At 70.3% G+C, this 21,377-nt stretch carries 15 protein-coding genes and 2 CRISPR repeat arrays (1 of these 17 running past the window's edge); of the genes, 14 read left to right on the top strand and 1 reads right to left on the bottom strand.

Annotated elements, in window-relative coordinates; translation table 11 throughout:
* Window positions 1-81 precede the first annotated feature (81 nt).
* The 6 genes from HB370_RS00340 to HB370_RS00315 all read left to right on the top strand — a co-directional run bounded on the left by HB370_RS00340 (window position 82) and on the right by HB370_RS00315 (window position 8,235).
* Window positions 82-720, top strand: a complete 639-nt coding sequence (locus HB370_RS00340; RefSeq protein WP_244405301.1) for a 4'-phosphopantetheinyl transferase superfamily protein — start codon at window positions 82-84, stop codon at window positions 718-720.
* Window positions 710-1,567 carry a hypothetical protein gene (locus tag HB370_RS00335; protein WP_157855667.1) on the top strand — a complete coding sequence of 286 codons (858 nt, stop codon included), beginning with the start codon at window positions 710-712 and terminating at the stop codon, window positions 1,565-1,567. The genes HB370_RS00340 and HB370_RS00335 overlap by 11 nt, the downstream gene beginning before the upstream one ends.
* Complete coding sequence (locus HB370_RS00330) at window positions 1,564-3,036, top strand: AMP-binding protein (RefSeq protein WP_030793569.1); 1,473 nt, start codon at window positions 1,564-1,566, stop codon at window positions 3,034-3,036. The genes HB370_RS00335 and HB370_RS00330 overlap by 4 nt, the downstream gene beginning before the upstream one ends.
* Complete coding sequence (locus HB370_RS00325; RefSeq protein ID WP_167512924.1) at window positions 3,033-6,140, top strand: non-ribosomal peptide synthetase; 3,108 nt, start codon at window positions 3,033-3,035, stop codon at window positions 6,138-6,140. Before HB370_RS00330 ends, HB370_RS00325 begins: the two co-directional genes overlap by 4 nt.
* A gap of 51 nt (window positions 6,141-6,191) precedes the next feature.
* Window positions 6,192-6,991 (top strand): IS5 family transposase gene (locus HB370_RS00320; RefSeq protein WP_167513364.1). Its coding sequence is split into 2 segments (ribosomal slippage): window positions 6,192-6,521 and window positions 6,524-6,991, totalling 798 coding nucleotides; the frame shifts between segments, so codons are not numbered across the junction.
* A 467-nt stretch (window positions 6,992-7,458) separates the two neighbouring features.
* On the top strand, window positions 7,459-8,235 hold the full coding sequence (locus tag HB370_RS00315) for a class I SAM-dependent methyltransferase (RefSeq protein ID WP_030793556.1): 777 nt from the start codon (window positions 7,459-7,461) through the stop codon (window positions 8,233-8,235).
* A 68-nt stretch (window positions 8,236-8,303) separates the two neighbouring features.
* Here HB370_RS00315 and istB read toward each other — a convergent pair whose 3' ends face one another.
* Entirely contained in the window at window positions 8,304-9,137 is an 834-nt protein-coding gene (istB, locus tag HB370_RS00310) for an IS21-like element helper ATPase IstB (RefSeq protein WP_030793554.1), read from the bottom strand.
* Between the two features lie 412 nt (window positions 9,138-9,549).
* Window positions 9,550-11,213: direct repeats of the CRISPR family, unit length 28 nt; unit sequence GGACCATCCCCGCGGGTGCGGGGAGCAG.
* Between the two features lie 337 nt (window positions 11,214-11,550).
* Here istB and cas3 point away from each other — a divergent pair.
* From cas3 to cas2e, 8 genes are read left to right on the top strand one after another with little or no spacing between them, the layout of a single operon-like run.
* Complete coding sequence (gene cas3 / locus HB370_RS00305) at window positions 11,551-14,352, top strand: CRISPR-associated helicase Cas3' (RefSeq protein WP_244405299.1); 2,802 nt, start codon at window positions 11,551-11,553, stop codon at window positions 14,350-14,352.
* Complete coding sequence (gene casA / locus HB370_RS00300) at window positions 14,339-16,129, top strand: type I-E CRISPR-associated protein Cse1/CasA (protein WP_030793548.1); 1,791 nt, start codon at window positions 14,339-14,341, stop codon at window positions 16,127-16,129. Before cas3 ends, casA begins: the two co-directional genes overlap by 14 nt.
* On the top strand, window positions 16,126-16,803 hold the full coding sequence (gene casB, locus HB370_RS00295; RefSeq protein WP_030793545.1) for a type I-E CRISPR-associated protein Cse2/CasB: 678 nt from the start codon (window positions 16,126-16,128) through the stop codon (window positions 16,801-16,803). The genes casA and casB overlap by 4 nt, the downstream gene beginning before the upstream one ends.
* Window positions 16,804-16,812: 9 nt before the next feature.
* Complete coding sequence (gene cas7e / locus HB370_RS00290) at window positions 16,813-18,006, top strand: type I-E CRISPR-associated protein Cas7/Cse4/CasC (protein WP_030793542.1); 1,194 nt, start codon at window positions 16,813-16,815, stop codon at window positions 18,004-18,006.
* Window positions 18,003-18,743: a type I-E CRISPR-associated protein Cas5/CasD gene (cas5e, locus tag HB370_RS00285; RefSeq protein WP_030793539.1), complete on the top strand. Its 741-nt coding sequence runs from the start codon at window positions 18,003-18,005 to the stop codon at window positions 18,741-18,743. Before cas7e ends, cas5e begins: the two co-directional genes overlap by 4 nt.
* Window positions 18,743-19,522, top strand: a complete 780-nt coding sequence (gene cas6e / locus HB370_RS00280; RefSeq protein WP_030793537.1) for a type I-E CRISPR-associated protein Cas6/Cse3/CasE — start codon at window positions 18,743-18,745, stop codon at window positions 19,520-19,522. The genes cas5e and cas6e overlap by 1 nt, the downstream gene beginning before the upstream one ends.
* A complete protein-coding gene (gene cas1e, locus HB370_RS00275; RefSeq protein WP_030793535.1) occupies window positions 19,519-20,484 on the top strand; it encodes a type I-E CRISPR-associated endonuclease Cas1e in 966 nt (321 codons plus the stop codon). The genes cas6e and cas1e overlap by 4 nt, the downstream gene beginning before the upstream one ends.
* A complete protein-coding gene (gene cas2e, locus HB370_RS00270; RefSeq protein WP_030793533.1) occupies window positions 20,481-20,843 on the top strand; it encodes a type I-E CRISPR-associated endoribonuclease Cas2e in 363 nt (120 codons plus the stop codon). Before cas1e ends, cas2e begins: the two co-directional genes overlap by 4 nt.
* Window positions 20,844-20,935: 92 nt before the next feature.
* Window positions 20,936-21,377: direct repeats of the CRISPR family, unit length 29 nt; unit sequence CTGCTCCCCGCGCCCGCGGGGATGGTCCC; it runs 1,232 nt beyond the window's last position.

Here is a 21,377-nt window from a genome sequence, read left to right as displayed (position 1 = left end):
TGGTGGAGAGTTCGGGTCGGTGGGCTCGCGTGCTGGACTGAGCGCCGAGTCGGCCGTCCCGCACCACCGGCGGGACGCCCCGTGACCACTATCGAGGTTTCCACCGACGTGGTGTGCGCGGCGCGCCGCACTCACCGGGTTCTTGCCGACTTGCCGGTGGCCGCTTCCGACCGCGCGGCCGTGACCGGCATGCCCTCGTGGCGCGCCGAGGAATACCTGGCCGCGCGCACCTTGGTGCGGACCCTGCTTGCGGAAATCGGCCGACCGCACGATGGTCCGATAGCCAACCGGGGATGCGGTCGGCCGTGGATTCCGGGACTGCCCGGCGTCGGTATCAGCCTGTCGCATTCTGCCGGGTGGGTGGCTGCCGCGGTGAGCCCCGGCCGGGCGGTCGGGGTGGACGTGCAGACGCCGGTCGAAGTCTCGGCTGAGGTGATCGCGCGGTGTTGTTCCGCCGCGGATGCCGCCGGGCTCGCGGCGCTGCCCGATAGCGTTCGCGCGCTGGAGTTCGCCTGGATCTGGTCGACGCAGGAAGCGTGCGTCAAGGCGACGGGCGCGGGGCTTGGCGGTCTTCCGTGGACGGTCCCGGTCGCCCCGGGCCAGCCAGGTGGCAGCTGGAACGAGGTGGAGTGGGTGGCGTTGCGGGAGCACTCGGCAGTCCCGTTCAGCTGTGCCTTCACCGAACTGGGTCACGAACGCGGGAATGCTGATGACGAATGAACTGAGCTGCTACACCGCTAACCTCGCCGCCTACCTGGCCGACGACCACCACGACGTGCGCGCCCACATCGCCCGGTCCGTTCAGCTCGCGGTGCGGGTGGACACAGCGCGGCCCGAGTTCTCGCACCACGGCCGTTCGCTGGCCCTCCTGCCCGACGGCATGTCGCTCGGCTACCGGTCCAGCGGCGATTCCCGAGAGGCACTCGACGCGGTGGAAACCGAGCTGCGGCGGCACGGCCGGGTGCTGGTGGTTGGTACCAGCTCGCACTGGATCCTCCTGGACGGGCGGGAAACCGGGCGGTGGCACGTCGTCGACCTGTTCGCAGCGTTGCTGCCAAGCGGTGAGAAGCGGCCGTTCACCGGCTGGATCACCGACGACGCTCTGATCACCGCCATGCGCACGCCCGCCGATCCGACTCCGGCGCAACTGCTGCGCGACGCCTACGTGTTCGGTGACCGCGTCGAAACGCCGCCCCATACGCACCTGCGCTGGCTGACCCGGCAGAGAACGCGCGAGGCCACCATGCCGGGGGAGTGGGTGACCGGCACGGCGGCGCTCGCGCATCTCAGGGACTGGTTCACCATCGGCTCCGCCGAGGCCGCGGCGAACCATGAAGACGTATGGGCCGCCGCCCGGCACCAGGACTACCGGCTGCGCTGGCTCGCCGCGACAGGCCAGACGGCCGTCGACGATGCCGGTGCGGCGGCGGAGGCGTGGTGGCAGTTGGTCAGGTCGTTGCGCTTCGCCGTCGAGTCGTTCAAGCGAGGCCGGCCACGTCCGTCCCTTGTGGACAACAGTTTCGCCGTTGTCATCAAGCTGTTGACCCCGTTGCAGGAGGCGTCATGACACCGGACACGTTGTATTCGTGGTTCGATCGTTCGGTCCGCGCATACCCGGACGCCCCCGCGCTCGAGGTGGCGGGCGACGTCTACAGCTACGCGCGGCTGAGCCGACGAGCCGAGTCACTGGCCGCACGGCTGGTGGAAGCAAGCGGCACTCCCACCGTCGTAGGCCTGTTGGCCGCGCGCACCGCCGACGCATACGCTGGCTACCTCGCCGCGCTTCGGTTGGGGGCGACGGTCGTGCCGTTGAACCCGGCTCACCCCACCTCGCGCCACCTGCAGGTGTGCGCGGCGGCAGGTGTGGAGGTCGTGCTCACCGAAGGCCACGACCTTCCCAACGCGCTCGACATGTCCACCGTGACGACCGAAGCCGCCACCGATGTGCGGCAGCCTCCCGCCGACCGGCCCGCCTACCTGCTGTTCACCTCCGGATCCACCGGTGCACCGAAGGGCGTCGCGATCAGGCACCACGCCGTGTCCGCCTTCCTGCGGCACGTGATCGGCGCGATCGAGCTCGGGCCGGGCTGCCGCATGCCCAGCACCGCCGACCTCACCTTCGACATCTCCGTGCTGGAGATGTTCGCCACCTGGGGTGCGGGGGCGACACTCGTGCCGCCGCGTTCGCCGATGGAGCTGCTCAACCCGGTGCGGTACGCCGCTGAGCTGCGTTTGACGCACTGGTGTTCCGTGCCGTCCGCCGTCTCGGTCGCCGACCGGCTGCGGATGCTCACCCCTGGTGTGCTGCCGTTGTTGCGGCACAGTGTGTTCCTCGGCGAGCAATTGACCGTCGCGCAGGCTCGCGCTTGGTCCGTCGCGGCGCCGGCGAGCCGGATCAGCAACCTCTACGGTCCCACCGAGGCGACGGTGGCGTGCACCGGATACCTGCTGCCGAAGAACCCGGCGGACTGGCCGGGCACGAGCAACCATTCTGTGCCAATCGGCTCCGTGTTCCCGGGCGCGCGCGTCCTGATCGTCGACGTCGCGAACTGCCTTGCCACCGAAGGCGAGCTCCTCGTCAGCGGACCCCAGGTGTTCAACGGCTACCTCGACAGCTCTCGCGACGAGGGCCGCTTCGTCGTCATCGACGGGCAGCGCTGGTACCGGACGGGCGACCGGGTTCGGTTGGAGGACGGTCTGATCGTGCACCTCGACCGGCTGGACAACCAGGTGAAGATCCGCGGCTACCGGGTTGAACCAGGTGAGGTGGAGACCGTACTGCGTGGCCACCCCGGAGTCGGCGAGGTCGTCGTGCTGCCCGCGGCGGCCGAGAGCGGCGAGGTGGAGCTCGTCGTGATGTTCACCGGTGATGTCGCCGAGCCGGACCTCGCGGCGCTCGTCGCGGACAGGCTGCCGGTGTACCTGCACCCGCGGCACTACCTGCCCGTGCGTGAGTTTCCCCGCAACAGCAACGGAAAGATCGACCGTAGGCAGCTCGCCGACATTGCGGCCGGCTCAGTGAGGAGCGACTCGTGACCACCGTCGTCGGCAGCACGGCCCCCGTGAGCGCGCTTCCGATCAGCGCCTCGCAGCTGGGTTTGCTGGTGCTGGACCAGCAAATACCCGCACGGCACCTGTACAACTTGACCTACGAGATAGAGCTGACGCGGCCGCTCGCCCCGGAGTTGCTGCGGAAGGCGCTGCACAAGGCCACGTGGACGCAACCGGCACTGCGCACGCTCTTCCGCGAAGTGCCCGCGCCACACGCAGTGCTGGTCGATCCGCCAGGGGATGCCGACTTCCCGTTCGAGTGCCGTGAGTTCGTCGCGGATCAGATGCGTGCGGTGGTCGACGAGGTGGGTGCTGTCCGCTTCGATCCCTATGCGGGACCGCTCTACCGTGCTGTCTACCTCTACTCGCCGGAACGGGCCGTGCTCGTGTTCGGCGTTCACCACATCGTGTTCTGTCACTTCTCCCTGCTGCCGGTCCTCGAGGACCTGCACCGAATCCTCGCCGACGACCTGCCGCAGAAAGAGCTCGCGGAGCTTCGGGTGACGCGAGAAGAGCAGTACGCGGCCGAGCTCGCTGTGCACGAGCGCATCGCGAGCTCACCGGAGACTGCCGCGCAGGCCGACGAGCTGGCTGAGCGCCTGCGGCACGCTGCACAGGTGACCCTGCACCCGCATCCGCAGCGACCGGCCCAGACCCAGTTTCTGGGGGAGCGGCTGACCTGCGAGGTCGGCGGCGAGGCGATTCGCCTTGCCTGCCAGCAATACGGCATCACTCCCTACGAGTTCTTCATGGCGGTACTGAGCGCCACGGTGGGCAGGCACAGTTCGAGTGAGGACGTGACCATCGCGAACGTCTTCTACAACCGTCGCACCTTCGGCGCGGTGGGCCTCGCTGGCTTCTTCGTCAACACGTTGCCGGTGCGCGTCGGGCTGGACTGGGCGGCCGGGTTCGGAGACTTTGCCCGGTCCGCCGTGCGCCAAGAGGTGGAGTTCACCAGGGAGCGCGGCAAGGTCGCCATCAGTCAGGTGGTCGAGCGCCTCAATCCGGAGCGGGTCGGCAACCGCAACCCCGTCTTCAACGTCCTGTTCGCCCTGTACGACGTGCCCGTCTGGCCGGAAGAGGTGCGCTCGGTGCGCTCCCACGGCAACCACACCGCCAAGTTTGACCTTTGGGTAGGTGTTACTGCCCTCTCCGACGGGTGGCGGATCGAGCTGGAGTATGATCAGGAGCTGGTCGGGGCCGGAGCGGGGCACGCGGTGCTGACATCGTTGCAGACAGCGTGCGACCGAGCGGCCGCCGACCCGGCCGTCGAGCTGGCCGGCCTGTTCGAGGACGCGTCCCGGCAGGAGTCGGTGACCGTGGACGGGTACTGGCGGGAGCCAGCGATGCACTCGCTCGTTGACTGGATCCGCGAGGTGACGGTACAGCAGCCGGAGCGGATCGCGATCGAGGAAGCGGGTCAGCGGATCAGCTACGCTGATCTGGATATCAGGGTCAGCCGTGTGGCCACCGCGTTGCGCGAGCTCGGGGTGGGCTCGGGGGACGTCGTCGGGCTGAACCTTGACACTCTCGCTGACACCACGACCGCGATGCTCGCCGTGATGCGCATCGGAGCCGCCTACCTGCCGCTGGACGGTGCGCTGCCGGCGGATCGCCTGGAGTACATGGCCACCACCGCGGGATGCCGCGTGCTGATCGGTGACATCACGCTGCCCGGCGTGCGTTCCCTGGCAGTGGCGGACCTGCGGCCGTCTTCGCACGACGCCGCGGTCACCACCGACGCGGAGGCGACGTACGTCATGTTCACCTCCGGATCGACGGGCAAGCCCAAGGGCATCCACATGGCGCAGAGCGTATTGCGCAACCTCACCGCTTGGCAGCTGGCTGCGCTGGACATGGGATCCGAAACCCGGTTCATGCAGTATGCGCCGCTGGGATTCGACGTGTCGTTCCAGGAGATCGTCCCGACGTTGTGCGGCGGCGGCACGGTCGTCTCGCGGGAATCGGTGCGGCGCCAGGACTTCGCCGCGCTGGTCGACCATGTCCAGCATGCGGGCGTCACCCACCTGTACCTGCCGGTGGCCGCATTGCGCCCGCTCGCTCAGGCGGTCGCGGATGCAGGAGCCCGGCTGGAACACCTGACCCACCTGTGCGTCTCCGGCGAGCAGCTGATCATCGACCAGGACATCCGGGAGCTCTTCCGTACGCACCCGCACTGCACACTCATCAACCTCTACGGCCCGACCGAGACGCACGCGGTAACCACCGCGCGGTTCACCGCACCCGACACGGAATGGCCGGACCACGCGCCCATCGGCAATCCGCTCACCGGCGTGGCCGCATATGTCGTCGACGTCACCGGCCACCTCGCGCCCACCGGCGTCGCAGGGGAGCTGTGCCTCGGCGGCGCTTGCCCGGCGCTCGGCTACATCAACGACGAGGCGCGGACCGCCAAGGCGTTTCTGCCGGACCCGTTCCGCAGCGACGGCGGGACGATGTACCGAACCGGCGACCAGGTTCTGCGCGACGAGACGGGAACCCTAGTCTTCCTCGGCCGCGACGACGACCAAGTCAAGATCCGCGGTTTCCGGGTCGAGCTCGGCGAGGTCGAGAGCGTCGCCCGTGCGGTTCCCGGTGTGCGCGCGGCCGTCGCCGCCGTCCGCGATGTCAACGGAGGCAAGGCGATCGTTCTGTTCGCGGTAGCCGAAGACTTCGTGGGTGACCAGTTGCGGGACGCTCTACGCGCCGGGCTGCCGGACTACATGGTGCCCGCGCACCTTCTGCTTGTGGACCGGATTCCCACCACCGGCAATGGCAAGTTCGACCGCGTCGCACTGCTGCGCGACGCGCGGTTTGATGAGTCTGTTGTGGACTCACCTGCCGGGTGTGCGAGCGACCTGCAGGCCGAACTCGCTGCTATGTGGGCCCAGTTGTTGAACGTGGCACAGGTCGACCCCGGCCGCTCGTTGCTCGACTACGGGGCTCACTCGATCATGATGTTCACCAGCGTGCGGCAAATCAACAAGAGGTACGGGGTCAAGTTGTCCATCACCGACCTCTTCGACGCGCTGACCGTCGCCAAGCTGGCCGCGCGGATCGCGCAGCTTATGGAGGGTTCTGTACGTTAGACGCCGTTTCTGTTGGTGTGTTCGCTCGTTGAGCCGTGCGTGACGGATCTGGTGGAGCGGTTGGTGCCGGGCGAGTTGTGGACGCTGTTTCGGCGGGTGGTCCCGCCGACGGAGGTCATACGCCCGCAGGGTGGCGGTCGCCGGCGTGCCGGGGACCGTGAATGCCTGGCGGCGATCATCTTCGTCGCCACCTCGGGCTGCGCCTGGCGGCAGTTGCCGCCGGTTTTCGGGCCGGCCTGGCCCACGGTCTACCGGCGCTTCGCCCAGTGGAGCCGGGAGCGGGTGTGGGCCCGGCTGCACCGCGTCATCCTCGACGAACTCGGTGCTCGGGGCGAGCTGGACTGGTCGCGGTGCGCGATCGACTCCGTCAGCGTCCGGGCGGCAAAAAAGGGGGGCCGCTGACGGGACCGAATCCGACCGATCGCGGCAAGCCGGGATCGAAAATCCACCTCATCACCGACCACAACGGCGTGCCGCTGTCGCTGGGGGTCTCCGGCGCCAACCTGCACGACAGCCTCGGCCTGGAACCGTTCGTGCGTGGGATCCCGCCCATCCGTTCCCGCCGCGGACCCCGCCGCCGGCGTCCGGCCAAGCTCCATGCCGACAAGGGCTACGACTACGACCACCTGCGGAAATGGCTTCGCGAGCGTCGCATCCGCCACCGTATCGCCCGCAAGGGCATCGAGTCTTCCACCCGGCTGGGCCGACACCGCTGGGTCGTCGAGAGAACGGTCTCCTGGCTGGCCGGATGCCGAAGGCTGCACAGCCGTTACGAGCGAAAGGCCGAGCACTTCCTGGCCTTCGTCGGCATCGCCGCGGCCCTCATCAGCTACCGCAAACTCACCAACTGAAACGACGTCTAAAGCCAATCGCTGCGGGTGCGGGGGGGGCAGACCACCGTGCCGATCCTCCCCGGGGACCAGCTGGGACCATCCCCGCGGGTGCCGGAGCAGTGCGCCCGGAGCTTGCCGCGCACGATCACGGGACCATCCCTGCGGGTGCGCGGAGCAGCCCGGGTTTGGTCCCCGGCTCCCGGGTCCCGGGGGAGCATCCCCACGGGTGCGGGAGCAGGTCGGGGCATGGTGCCTCCTACAAAGCAGGGGGCCATCCTCGCGGGTGTGGGGAGCAGATCGCCACCGAACGCGTGGCTTCGTTCACGTTCAGCAGCAGCATTTGTCGATGAGTTTCGACAGCAGTTGGCGATCAACACACTCGGAGATGTTCACGGGAAATGACGGCGCTGTCGTCGGTGAGGGCGTCACGCGGACCACTGAGGTGACTAGCGCCTGGGGAAGATCAGGCACGGTAGCCTCTGGCCATGCCTGAGACATCGGTGGCGCACTTTTACGACGAACTGGCCGACGACTACCACCTGATCTATTCAGACTGGGACGCCAGCATTCGCCGACAGGGGGACGCCCTCGACGCCCTTATCGGTCAGGATCGTGTCGAGGTGCTCGACTGTTCCTGCGGCATCGGCACGCAGGCCATCGGCTTGGCGCTGCGCGAGCACCGCGTCACCGGCACTGATCTCAGCCCTCGTGCCGCCGCCCGCGCTGGCCGTGAGGCCGCCCGCCGAAGCCTCAGCCTGCGTACGGCAGCCGCCGACATGAGACGCCTCCCGTTTCCCGATGGCCGGTTCGACGTCGTCGTGTGCGCTGACAACTCGCTGCCCCACCTGCTGACAGAGCAGGACGTGCACGCCGCCCTGGCTGCGATGCGCCGCGTGCTGCGCCCCGACGGCCTGCTGCTGGTCAGCACACGCCACTACGACGATCTGCTGCGCGACCACCCCGTTTCGACGCCTCCACAAGTCCACCGGGCCGCCGACTGCGCCGACGGCGGAGAACGGACCGTTACCTTCCAGCTCTGGCACTGGCACGGCGACGGCGAGCACTACGACTTGGAGCACTTCCAACTCCTTCCGGCAGGCGGAGAATGGCGCGTCAAGGTCCGCCGGACCACCTACTGGGCCCTCAGCCAGGACCGGTTGGCCGGCCTCGCAGCCAAGGCCGGCTTTGTCGACGCCCGGTGGCGGATGCCGCAGGAGACAGGCTTTTTCCAGCCGCTGCTTGTGGCCCGCGCCGACAAGTAGGTGATTCCTCCACCGTCCGGCTCGACCGTCGGCCGTGAGGGCAGCGGTCGGGGCAGGACCGGCAGGTGTCAGCCGGCCTTGGCGGGTTGCTCGGCTCGTGCCCGGGTGCTGGAGAGGCGGTAGGAGTCGGTGCCGGTCTCGGTGATGGTGCCGTTGAAGGTCAGGCGGTCGACGATGGCCGCGCAGAGGCGGGGGTCGGTGAAGGTCTTGGTCCAGCCGCCGAAGGACTCGTTGGAGGCGATGGCGACGCTGTTCTTCTCCTCGCGTTCGGTCAGCACCTGGAAGAGCAGTTCGGCGCCGTGCCGATCGAGTTCCATGTATCCAAGCTCGTCGATGCACAAAAGATCGACGCGACCGTAACGGGCGATGGTCTTGTTCAGCTGCTTCTCGTCGGCGGCCTCGACCAGCTCGTTCACCAGCTTCGTGGCCAGCGTGTAGCGGACTCGGTAGCCCTTCATCACGGCCTCGGCGCCCAGGGCGATGAGCATGTGCGACTTGCCGGTGCCGGAGTCGCCGATCAGGCAGAGCGGCTGCCCCTTCTTGATCCACTCGCAGGAGGCGAGGGTGTGGATGGTGGCCGGATCGAGGTTCGGGTTGGCGCCGAAGTCGAAGGTCCGCAGCGACTTCTCCCTCGGGAAGCCAGCCGCCTTGATCCTGCGCTCCGAGCGGCGGCGAGCCCGGTCGTCGCACTCGGCCATCAGCAGCTCAGCGAGGAAGCCGCGGTAGGTCATCTGATCCTTCACCGCCCTGTCGGCAATGTCGGCGAACTCGTTGCGAATGCTCGGCAGCCGCAGCCGCAGCCGCAGCCGCAGCCGCAGCCGCAGCCGCAGCATGCGGCAGGCGGTGTCGATGGCGGCGTCGGCGGTCTGCTCGGTCAAGCCTCGCTGGCGGGGCAGGGTCACTGGGCTTCTCCCTCTGGATGGGCGCCGCCGCTGGCGCGACGGTGGCGGCGCAACTGGTCATAGGGGGTCACCGAGGGCAGCGGCCTGGTGTCCGGCGGCAGGTGGGCAAGACGCCACTCGTGCAGAAACGTCACCGTCGCCGACCCGGGGCCGCCTGAGGGTAAAGTGGTGACAGGCGGGTCGTCTTCGGCCTGGGCGGCCTTGCGGGCCTCCAAAGCGACCGCGTCCGCGGCCAGGGCCCCGGCCCGCAGGGCGGTGGCCAGCCCGGCGACCAGGTACTTGTGAGGATGTGCCGGGCCAGCAGCAGCACCTCGATCAGCGCCCGGGTGCTGTCCCGCTCGCCGTGGACCTTACGGGCCTGAACCCACCATGCGTCATGGACAGGACGTGGGGGAGTGGTGGAGGTGACCGCAGGACCATCCCCGCGGGTGCGAGGAGCGGGGAGGAGCGGATTTCCGGTCTCCTCGGCCAGAGGGACCATCTCCGCGGGTGCGGGGAGCAGAAGCCGGCCCGCACGACCGGCGCCCGGAACCCGGGACCATCCCCGCGGGTGCGGGGAGCAGTTGGCATCCATCCCCACCAGGGCGCTGCGGGAGGGATCATCCCTGCGGGTGCGGGGAGCAGCCCCATAAGGGACGCTTCACCCAGAACTGCGAGGGACCATCCCCGCAGGTGCGGGGAGCAGTCTCTGCGCACCGCCCAGACCACCCGGGCGACGGAATCATCCCTGCGGGTGCGGGGAACAGCGAGGACGGGTGCATCTCGGGTACGCGCACTCGGGGCCATCCCTGCGGCTGCGGGGAGCAGTTCAAGAGCACCGCGTGCGAGGTGCTGGCCCAGGGAGCACCCCCGCGGGTGCGGGGAGCAGGGCGCGTGGTGCGCCAGGGCGGTCTGGTACTGGGGACTATCCCCGCGGGTGCGGGGAGCATCTGGCGTCGAAGCCGGCACCTCCATGGCAGCGGGACCATTCCCGCGGGTGCGGGGAGCAGTTGCTCACCTCTCCGTACACGGTGAGCGGGATGGGGCTATCCCTGCGGGTGCGGGGAGCAGTCGCCGAGGCCGAGCAGGGCAGCCGAGAAAGCGGGGCCATCCCTGCAGGTGCGGGGAGCAGGCGTCGATCACGGCTTCCGTACGGAGCCGGCCGGGACTATCCCCGCGGGTGAGGGGAGCAGTCATCCATGGGTCCACATCCTGGCATAGGCGGGGGACCATCCCCGCGGGTGAGGGGAGCAGGACTCCGCCTCCGGGACCGAGCCGGGCGTCCCGGGCCATCCCCGCGGGCGCGGGGAGCAGGCGCCGGCGGCGACCGTGGGCGCCCTTCTTGCCGGGACTGTCCCTGCGGGTGCATGGAGCAGGTGCACTCCTTCGCGAAGAGCGCGGTGTAGTCGGGACCATCCCCGCGGGTGCGGGAGCAGATCTCGCGGTTCCCGCGCCACCAGGGGTGGAGGGGGCCATCCTTGCGGGTGCGGAGAGCAGGCCGAAGCGTGCGCCGACATCGTCGCCGACGGGGGACCATCCCCGCGGGTGCGGGGGAGCAGAGGCGTCCGCTTCGGAACCGCCCGACGATCCCCGCAGGTGCCGGGAGCAGGCGAGCGTGCCGAGGACGTGCCGGGCGAGACGGGGACCATACCCGTGGGTGCGGGGAGCAGGTCGCCGTGATCCTGTGCACCGGCTTCGCCGAGGGACCATCCCCGCGGGTGCGGGGAGCAGGGTGCTGCTGTGGGTGCAGCGGAGGTTGGCTGGGGACCATCCCCGCGGGTGCGGGGAGCAGTGCACCACGTTGACGCCCTTGGAGTACAGAAGGGGACCATCCCCGCGGGTGCGGGGAGCAGTTGGCGGCGAGCTCCTCGGCGGTCTCGTGGCAGGGACCATCCCCGCGGGTGCGGGGAGCAGCCGGCCGGGGCCCCTCTGGTGCCGGCACCCCGGGGACCATCCCCGCGGGTGCGGGGAGCAGCGGCTCCTAGTTCGTTCGCCGACACCCAACCCGGGACCATCCCCGCGGGTGCGGGGAGCAGCCTCGCCGTGCGCGGAAAGCTGCTCGACCAGATGGACCATCCCCGCGGGTGCGGGGAGCAGACTTGTTGACCTGTGGGTTTATTGCCGCAGGGAGACGTTTTCAGTGACTATTGCGGGTTCCGGCCAATGGGGCATTAGGGGTATTCGGTCTCGCAGGTGGTTCTCGCTGGATCAGAGCAAGCGGATGATTTTACGTGACGGGGGTGGCTGTTTGCCCTGCAGATGCTCCGGTTGGCTTGTTTTTGTGTGGGGTGGTGGTTGCTGCCTGTATCTATCGCTCATGAGTGGTGAGGGGAGTGCTTGTTCCGGCTTGTTGGGCCGGCTTGGGGGGCCGGCTCGGTCGGTGTGGGCGAAGTTTGACCGGGACTCCGAGGGGTGGTTGCCGTTGTGGCGGCATATGGAGGATGCCGCTGCGGTGGCGGGTCTGTTGTGGGATCGGTGGCTGCCGGTGGGGGTGCGCGCTCTGGTGGCCGGGGTGTTGCCGGGGGGTGATGCGGATGCCCGTGCCCTGGCTGTGTGGCTTGCGGGTGTGCATGACATCGGCAAGGCCACGCCGGCGTTCGCCTGCCAGGTCGATCAGCTCGCTGAGGCGATGCGTGGGCACGGGCTGGAGATGCGTTCGGCGAAGGCGATGGGCCCGGACCGCCGGATCGCGCCGCACGGCCTGGCCGGGCAGGTGCTGCTGGGCCAGTGGCTGGAGGAGCGGCACAGGTGGGTGCCTGCCCGGATTGGGCAGTTCACGGTGGCTGTGGGCGGGCATCACGGTGTGCCGCCCGAACACGCGCAGATCACCGCCCTGTACGAGCATGAGGAGCTGCTGCGTACCCCGGGGGCGAGCGGCCGCGTGTGGCGGCAGGTGCAGACCGAGCTGCTCGACGCCTGCGCCGAGCGTTTCGGCGTGGGACAACGGTTGGCGGCATGGCGGACGGTGCAGCTGCCGCAGCCGGTGCAGGTGCTGCTGGCCGCGCTGGTCATCGTCTGCGACTGGATCGCCAGCAACCCCGACCTCTTCCCCTACTTCCCCGACGGCACATCCCGCAGTGACCAGGAGCGTCTCGCCGCGGCCTGGCAGGGCTTGGACCTGCCGGAACCCTGGCAGGCCGAGGAAACCGGCCTGAACGCGCAGGAGTTGTTCGCCTCCCGGTTCGACCTGCCGGCGCAGGCGCGGATACGCCCGGTCCAGGAAGCGGCCGTGAACCTGGCCCGGGAGATGGAGGCGCCCGGGTTGATGATCGTCGAGGCGCCGATGGGGGAGGGGAAGACGGAGGCGGCGCTCGCCGTGGCCGAGATCTTCGCGGCGCGTTCGGGTGCGGGAGGGGTGTTCTTCGCCCTGCCGACCATGGCCACCGGCAACGCCATGTTCCCGCGGCTGCTCACCTGGCTGGAGCGGTTGCCGGGGGTGGCCGGCGAGCGCCGCTCGGTGCATCTGGCGCATTCCAAGGCCGCACTCAACGAGGACTTCGCCGGCCTGATGGCCCGTGCCGGGCAGGTCACCGCTGTCGGGGTGGACGAAGCGCCGCCCGCACCCCGCCGGCGGCACGACGGGCAGCACCGGGTTGCTGCCGAACTGGTGGCGCATGCCTGGCTGCGTGGCCACAAGAAGGCCATGCTGGCCTCGTTCGTGGCGGGCACGATCGACCAGTTGCTGTTCGCCGGGCTGAAGAGCCGGCATCTGGCGCTGCGGCACCTGGCGGTGGCGGGGAAGGTCGTCGTCATCGACGAGGCGCACGCCTATGACACGTACATGAGTGTGTACCTGGACCGGGTGCTGTCGTGGCTGGGTGCCTACCGGGTGCCGGTGGTGGTGCTGTCCGCGACCCTGCCGGCCTCCCGCAGACGCGAACTCGTCGAGGCGTACTCCGGCCGGACGGATGCCGCGCCGGAGACGGCCGCACCGGATGCATACCCGCTGCTGACCGCCGTCGCTCCGGGCGGCACCGCACTGTGCCGCCGCCCGCAGGCGTCGGCCCGGTCGACGGCCGTCTGCTTGGAACGCCTCGACGACGGCCTGGATGTCCTCGGTGACCGGCTGGAGAGCGAGCTCACGGACGGCGGGTGCGCCCTGGTGATCCGCAACACGGTCAGGCGGGTACTCGAGACAGCCCGCGTGCTGCGCGACAGGTTCGGGGCCGAAAACGTGACCGTGGCCCACTCGTGCTTCGTCGACCTCGACCGGGCCGACAAGGACAACACACTGCTGCGCCTGTTCGGGCCGCCGGAGAAGACCGGTGACCGGCCCACGGGCCGGCACATCGTGGTGGCCAGCCAGGTCGCCGAACAGTCGTTGGATGTCGATTTCGACCTGCTGGTCAGCGACCTGTGCCCCGTCGACCTGCTGCTGCAACGCATGGGGCGCCTGCACCGTCACCAGCGCGGCCCGGGACAGGCAGAGCGGCCCAAGCAGCTGCGGACGGCGCGCTGCCTGCTGACGGGTGCCGACTGGACGGCGGACGTGCCCGCCCCGGTGCGGGGCTCGGTCGCCGTGTACGGGCAGTACACCCTGCTGCGATCGGCCGCAGTGCTCCTTCCTCACCTGGACGGCGGGTCCGGGCGGCCGGTGCGGCTCCCGGCGGACATCAGCCCTCTCGTGCAGAGCGCCTACGGCCAGGCACCGGTCGGCCCGGACCACTGGCAGGACGCGCTGAAGAGGGCACGCGAACAGTTCGAGCGTCACCGAGACGACCAGGCCGCGCGCGCCGCCGTGTTCCGCCTCGGGGACGTCGGCAAACCGGGGCGTCCGCTGTTCGGCTGGGTCGCCGCCGGGGTGGGGGACACGGACGACACCCCCACCGGGCGCGCCCAGGTCCGCGACAGCCGCGACAGCCTGGAAGTCGTCGTCGTCCAGCGCCGCGGCGACGGCACTCTCGTCACCCTGCCGTGGCTCAAGCCGGACAGCAAGAACCGGCAACGCGCCGGCCTCGCCCTGCCGCAGGACGCCACACCGACACGGTTCGCGGCCCGCACGGCCGCGAGCTGCGCCCTGCGGCTCCCCATGCAGTTCTCCGGCCAGACCATGGACCGGGCCATCCAGGAACTGGAGCAGCTGTACATGCCCACGTGGCAGGGCAAGGACAGCCCTTGGCTCTCCGACCAGCTGATTCTCGCGCTCGACGAGGATTGTCAGACCCGGCTGGCAGGATTCTCGCTCCAGTACAGCCAAGCCGATGGTCTGAAGGTGACCCAGGATGCAGACGACTGAATTACCCGGTGCCGGTGCCGGTGCCGGTGCCGGTGCCGGTGGTGCGGGTGAGGCGCTGTCCTTCGACCTGACCCGCCGGCCGTGGATCCCGGTGCTGCACAGCAACGGTTCCCAGGACGAGTTGTCGCTGCGTCAGGTCTTCGACCAGGCCGGTGATCTGCGACGTGTCGTGGGCGACCTGGCCACGCAGGAATTCGCCCTGATCCGCCTCCTGCTGGCTATCGCGCACGATGCCCTGGACGGTCCGGCCGACGTCGAGGAGTGGGCAAAGCTGTGGGAGGACCCTGACTGCTTCGCCCCCGTCCAGGCGTATCTGGAGGAGCACTGTGAGCGGTTCGACCTGTTGCACCCGCGTACGCCGTTTCTGCAGAGTGCCGGGCTGCGTACCGGGAAGGACGAGGTGTTCTCCCTGAACCGGATCGTGGCCGACGTGCCCGCCGGGGAGCCGTTCTTCACCGCGCGGATACCGGACGTGGAGCGGCTGTCCTTCGCCGAGGCCGCGCGCTGGCTCGTGCACGTCCACGCTTATGACACCTCCGGCATCAAGACCGGCATGGTGGGTGACGAGCGGGTCAGGGGCGGCAAGGTGTATCCGCTGGGTACCGGCTGGGCGGGCGGGCTCGGCGGCGTCTTCGTGGAGGGTGCGACGCTGCGCCAGACGCTGCTGCTCAATCTGGTGGCGGCGGACACCGAAGCCCTCGACTTCTCTGTCGGGGACCGGCCGGCCTGGCGCCGGGAGCCGTGCGGGCCGGGATCCGGCGGCCGCGCCGCGAGCGGGCTTCGCGACCTGTACACGTGGCAGTCGCGGCGGGTGCGGCTGCATCATGACGCGGACGGCGTCCACGGTGTCGTCCTGGGCTACGGTGACCCGCTGGCCTGGCGGAACATGCACCGCTGTGAGCCGATGACCGCGTGGCGGCGCAGCCCCGTGCAGGAGAAGAAGCTGGGGCGGTCTCCCGTGTACCTGCCCCTGGAGCACGATCCGGCCCGCTCGGCGTGGCGGGGGATCGCCGCGCTCCTGGCCGACCGGCTGGAGGAGAGTGGCGGTGCCGGCGGGCCGTCGCGTCTGCGGCCGCGGATCCTGGACTGGGTCGCCCGTGTGGTGACCGAAGGCCACCTGCCCCGCCGTTTCCTGATCCGGGCCCGGGTGGCCGGGGTCAGGTACGGGACCCAGCAGTCCGTGATCGACGAGGTCGTCGACGACCGCTTGGTCATGCCGGTCGTCCTCCTCCACCAACAGGACCCCGCCTACGCCCGGCAGGCCATCGCCGCGGCCGAGGACGCCGAGCGGGCGGTACGGGCCCTGGGGGACCTCGCGGCCGACCTGGCCCGCGCCACCGGAGCCGAGCAGGACGGACCGAAGGCCGCGGCCCGTGCCGAAGGGTTCGACGCGCTGGACCACCCGTACCGCGGCTGGCTGTCCGACCTGGCGACAGTTGACGACCCGTTCGAGCACCGCGCGACCTGGCAGCGCCTGGTACGGCAGACGGTGGGCCGTCTCGGGGACCGCCTCATCGCCGGCGCGGGCGACGCGGCCTGGCAGGGCCGCATCCACACCGGCGACAAAGGCGGCACCTACTGGCTGAACGCGGGCCTGGCCGACGTGTGGTTCCGCGGACGCCTGGCCCGAGCACTCGGAAACCCCGACGCTCCCAACTCCACGGGGACCGGCGGAAGTACCGCCGTCCCGGACGACGACGGTTTGCCCCGGCCCGGGCCCGCAGACCCGCTGCCGGAGACCGATCACGCCGCGACCGACCCGGAGGAGCACGCATGACCCCCGCAACGCCCGTGTCCCCGGCGGCTGCGCCCACCGTGGTCCCGGTTCACCGGCGGGTCGCAGACCTCGCCGCCACACACATCGGCTCCTGGCAGCAGGGATACCTCCAGGACAGACCCCAGGCCGTGGCCGCCCTGGCCCGCCTGCGCCGCGGTGCGGGCCGTGAGGCGGGCGAGACGCCCGACCTGTGGGGCATGATCGACAACGATCCCCTGCACACCCGGCCCGAGAACACGCGGCCGTTGAGCGAGGTGGAGCTGGTGCGCGCCGAGAACGCACTGCACGCCGCCTGCACCCTGTGGGCGTTCCACCAGCAGTCCCGCACCGCGCCCATGCACCGCCGGCACACCCGGGAACGGCCCGGCGGCCTGGGCGCGGCGGTCCGGCGTCTGATGCCGGCCGACGGCACCGACGAGCCGGCCCGTAAGCGTCTGGTCCGGGCGGGCACCGCCCCCGACCTCGTCACGCTCGCCCAGCGGCTGCGCGACATCGTCGCCCTGCTGCGCCGCGACGACATCCCGCTCGACTACGCCCTCCTGGCCGGCCAGCTCTACCTCTGGCAGTGGCCCGACGGTCCCGCCACCGTCCGCCGCGCGTGGGGCCGCTCCTTCCACGAGCAGCGACTAACCCGGCCGGCCTCGGACGAGAACACCACCTTGGACAGCGAATAAGGACGCCTCGTGAACCGCATTTTCCTGGACGTACACGCCCTGCAGACCGTCCCGCCCAGCAACCTCAACCGGGACGACACGGGCGCGCCCAAGACGGCCGTCTACGGCGGTGTCCCCCGCGCCCGTGTCTCCAGCCAGGCCTGGAAGCGGGCCATCCGCACCTACTTCAAGGACGAGCACCTCCTCGACCCCGCCGAGCTGGGGGTGCGGACCAAGAAGGTCGTGGAACTCCTGGCCGACCGGATCACCGCCTTCGACCCGTCCGTCGCACGAGAGACGGCCATCACGCTCGCTGACGAGACCATCAGGGCCGCGGGCATCAAGACCGAAGTCCCCAAGCGGAAAGCCGACCAGGCGAAGAAGGACGCAGGGCCCCTCCCCGCCCCCGAGAGCAAGTACCTGGTCTTCCTCAGCTCCCGGCAACTCGACGGCCTGGCCCGCCACGCCCTCGAAGGCGCAGCCGACATCACCGCGTTTGTGAAGTCCAAGGAGAACAAGGCGCGCGCCAGGGAACTCGCGGACATGCGCCACTCCGTGGACATCGCCCTGTTCGGCCGCATGGTCGCCGATGTCGCCGACATCAACGTCGACGCCGCCGTGCAGGTCGCGCACGCCCTGAGCGTCCACCGGGTGGACAACGAGTCCGACTACTACACCGCCGTGGACGACGAGAACACGGACGAGGAGACCGGCGCCGGGATGATCGGCACCGTCGACTTCAACTCCGCGACCCTCTACCGCTACGCCGCGCTCGGTGTGCATCAGCTCGCCGCCAACCTCGGCCAGGGCCTGCGCGAGGACGAACCGCGTACCGAGCCGGTACGCCGCGCCGTCGAGGCGTTCGTGCTCGCCTTCGTCTCCTCCCTGCCCACCGGGAAGATCAACACCTTCGGGCACCACACCCAGCCCGACGCCGTCGTCGTCAGGCTGCGCACCACCCGGCCGATCAGCTACGTCGCCGCCTTCGAGGACCCGGTCCGCAGCAACGGCGGCCACCTGCGCGAGGCCGCCGACCGGCTCGCCGCCTACGCCGCCGACGTCGAACGTGTCTACGGCGACCCGGAGACCACCCTTACCTGGGTCCTGCGTGTCGGCCCCGCCACGCTCAAGCTCGCCGAGCTCGGCACCGAGACCGGCACGCAGCGCGAACTCGCCGCCGCCGTCGCCCGGGCCGTCGTCGAACGCCTGGAGAAGCCCGCATGAGCCGCACGGGCGTCCTCGCCCTCCGCCTGGCGGGCCCCCTGCAGTCCTGGGGCGCCGCCTCCCGCTTCACCCGGCGCACCACCGAATCGGCCCCGACCAAGAGCGGCGTCGTCGGCCTGCTCGCCGCGGCCGCCGGCATCGAACGCGGCGACGACACACGGCTCGCCCCCCTGGCGGCGCTCCGCTTCGGCGTCCGCGTCGACCAGCCCGGCACCCGCATCAGGGACTTCCACACCGCCCACCACGGCATCACCGGCGCCTCCATGCCCCTGTCCGAACGCTTCTACCTCGCCGACGCCGTCTTCGTCGCCGCACTCGAAGGCGACCACACCCTGCTCACCGGCCTGCACGACGCCCTGCGCACCCCGGCGTACCCGCCCTACCTCGGACGGCGCTCCTGCCCGCCCACCGAACCGGTCGGCCTCGCACTGCACGAGGACACCAGCCTGGAGGACGTACTGACGCGCGTGCCCTGGCAGGCCTCCGCCTGGTACCAAAGGCGCCACCCCACCCCGCGCACCCTGACCGTGCTGCGCGAGACGGCCCCCGGCGAATCCGTCGCAGCGGCGGACGTCCTGCGCGACCAGCCGGTCAGCTTCGACGCCGCACACCGGCGGCACACACTGCGCACCATCGCCACCACCCCCGTGCCCACCCCCGCCCCGGCCGGCGGCGGCCCGCGGGCGACACACGATCCGTTCGCCGCCCTCGCTGCCCTGGAGGATGACAGCGCCTGATGTTCCTCACCCGCTTCCGCGTCAACACCGCACGGCCCGGCGCCCGCCGCCTGCTGTCCTCACCCCAGGCCATGCACGCCGCCGTCATGTCGTCCTTCCCGCACATCCTGCCCTCCGACACCCCGCAGCCCGGCGCACCGCGCGTGCTGTGGCGCCTGGACCAGCACGCCCGCGCCGAGGTACTGCTGTACATCGTCAGCCCCGAGCGCCCCGACCTGACCCACCTGGTCGAGCAGGCCGGATGGCCCGCCGTCACCGGCCCCGACAACCCCGGCTGGCAGACCCGTCCCTATGCCCCCCTCCTCGACCGGCTGACCGCCGGTGACCGCTGGGCCTTCCGCCTGACCGCGAACCCCGTACACACCATCCGCCGCACAGAAGGCGAACCCCGCAAGATCACCGCCCACCTCACACCCATCCACCAGATGGGCTGGCTGCTCGACGAAAAACGCCAGCAACGCCTCGGCTTCCGCATCTGCGAGAAACCCGCCGAGAGCCGGCTCCTGCCCGAGGGCACCACCCACCAAAAACGCCCCCACCCCGGCGACCGCTACGAACTGACCGTACGGGACACACGTTCCCTCGCCTTCGACAAGACCCGCAGCCCGGGCGGCCGCCGGGACAAGCCGGTCACCGTCGTCACCGTCACCTTCGAAGGACGCCTGGAGATCACCGACCCCGACGCCCTGCGCCGCACCCTCACCCAGGGCATCGGCCGAGCCCGCGCCTACGGCTGCGGCCTCCTCACCCTCGCCCCCCTCACCCCGAAAACGCCATGAGCACACCCGCCCAACGCCCGGCACTCACTCCTCGCCAGCTCACCCGCACCGACGAACGCCTCTCCTTCGTCTACCTCGAACGCTGCACGGTCCACCGCGACGCCAACGCCATCACCGCCCAGGACGCCGAAGGCACCACCCACATCCCCTCCGCGACCATCGGCACCCTCCTCCTCGGCCCCGGCACACGCGTCACCCACCAGGCCATGAGCGTGCTGGGCGAGACAGGCGCGGCAGTCTGCTGGGTCGGCGAACACGGCGTGCGCTACTACGCCTCCGGCCGCGCCCTCAGCCGCTCCTCCGCCCTCGTGGAGGCCCAGGCCCGGCAGTGGGCCAACCCGCGCAGCCGCCTCGCCGTGGCCCGCGAGATGTACCGGCTGCGTTTCCCGGACGAGGACCCGGCCGGCCTCACCAGGCACGAACTCCTCGGACGTGAAGGGCGACGGCTCAAGGACTGCTACCGGGCCCAGGCCGCCCGCACCGGCGTCCCCTGGCGGGGCCGCCGCTACACCCCCGGCGACTTCGCCGGCGGCGACGCCGTCAACCAGGCCATCACCGCCGCCGCCCAGTGCATGTACGGCATCGCCCATGCCGTCGTCACCTCCCTGGGATGCAGCCCGGCCCTCGGTTTCATCCACTCCGGCCACGAACTGTCCTTCGTCCTGGACATCGCCGACCTCTACAAGACAGAGATCGGCATCCCGCTCGCCTTCGACGTGGCCGCACAAGGCGAGGAAGACGTCGGCTCCCGCACCCGCCGCGCACTGCGGGACCGCATCACCGAAACATCCTTGCTGAGCCGGTGCGTCGACGACATCAAACGCCTCCTGCTACCGCAGACGACCACACCCTCGGATCCCGGTGATGACCGGGACGTCGTCACGCTCCACAGCGACCACAACCACCAGGTCGCCTCCGGCGTCAACTACGACGGGCCCGACTACGGGGACGAACTCTGGTGACCGTCATCGTTCTCACCAACTGCCCCGCCGGACTGCGCGGCTTCCTCACACGCTGGATGCTGGAGATCTCCGCGGGCGTGTTCGTGGGCAACCCCTCGGCCCGCATCCGCGACGTGCTCTGGAACGAGATCCAGCAGTACGCGGGGCAAGGCCGAGCCCTGCTGGCCCACACCACGAACAACGAGCAGGGCTTCACCTTCCGCACCCACGACCACGCCTGGCATCCGGCCGACCACGAAGGCATCACCCTGATCCGCCGCCCCGACCCGAACGCACCCCCCACCGCTCCGTCTCCCCGAAACGGCCCGCCATCCGGCTGGAGCAGGGCCGCCAAACGCCGACGGTTCGGGAGAGGCTGATGCACACCGGAAGTCTTTTGTCTCATTTGTCGGAGTCGGAGAAAGTACTCGGCAACCGCCCCCAGCGCCAGTAAAACCGCAGGTCATTCAGTCTGCTCCCCGCGCCCGCGGGGATGGTCCCCACGATGGTGGCGATCTCGGTGACCGGGCTGAACTGCTCCCCGCGCCCGCGGGGATGGTCCCCCCGCCTGGATCTGCGCTGGCTCAGGCTGAAGCTGCTCCCCGCGCCCGCGGGGATGGTCCCGTGGGAGCCGCCGCCGGCGGAATCGGCGCGGTCTGCTCCCCGCGCCCGCGGGGATGGTCCTCCCTCCCAACGCCCGAAGACCGGGCCAAGGCCCTGCTCCCCGCGCCCGCGGGGATGGTCCCATCCGCCGTGACGCCCTCGACCCGAACCACCGCTGCTCCCCGCGCCCGCGGGGATGGTCCCCCCCCGCACACCGCAACCCCAACCACCAAGGACTGCTCCCCGCGCCCGCGGGGATGGTCCCGACGTGGCCCCGGCCGGTCCGATCTTCATGGACTGCTCCCCGCGCC

It is taken from the genome of Streptomyces sp. DSM 40868 (genome assembly GCF_011820545.1).
Classification (GTDB): Bacteria; Actinomycetota; Actinomycetes; order Streptomycetales; family Streptomycetaceae; genus Streptomyces; species Streptomyces eurythermus.
Note: the sequence above shows the minus strand (reverse complement) of the source record. Positions and strands in the feature narration are given on the sequence as shown.